This window comes from Paraburkholderia sp. BR10937, assembly GCF_040965695.1.
GTDB lineage: Bacteria > Pseudomonadota > Gammaproteobacteria > Burkholderiales > Burkholderiaceae > Paraburkholderia.
Map to the genome: position 1 here is coordinate 1 of NZ_JBFRCL010000325.1, position 211 is coordinate 211.

Here is a 211-nt window from a genome sequence, read left to right on the forward strand (position 1 = left end):
CTGCCCGCAGTCGTTACGACGGACCTGCGCCTGAACGAGCCGCGCTACGTCACGCTGCCGAACATCATGAAGGCGAAGAAGAAGCCGCTGGAAACCGTGAAGCCGGAAGACCTGGGCGTCGATGTCACGCCGCGTCTGAAGACGCTGAAGGTTGCCGAGCCGCCCAAGCGTAGCGCAGGCGTGAAGGTGCCGGACGTGAAGACGCTGGTCG

General features: G+C 64.5%; 1 pseudogene. It reads left to right on the forward strand.

Annotated features, from left to right (window positions below):
- Positions 1-211: pseudogene (locus AB4Y44_RS43130) on the forward strand (electron transfer flavoprotein subunit beta/FixA family protein); the annotation flags it as partial.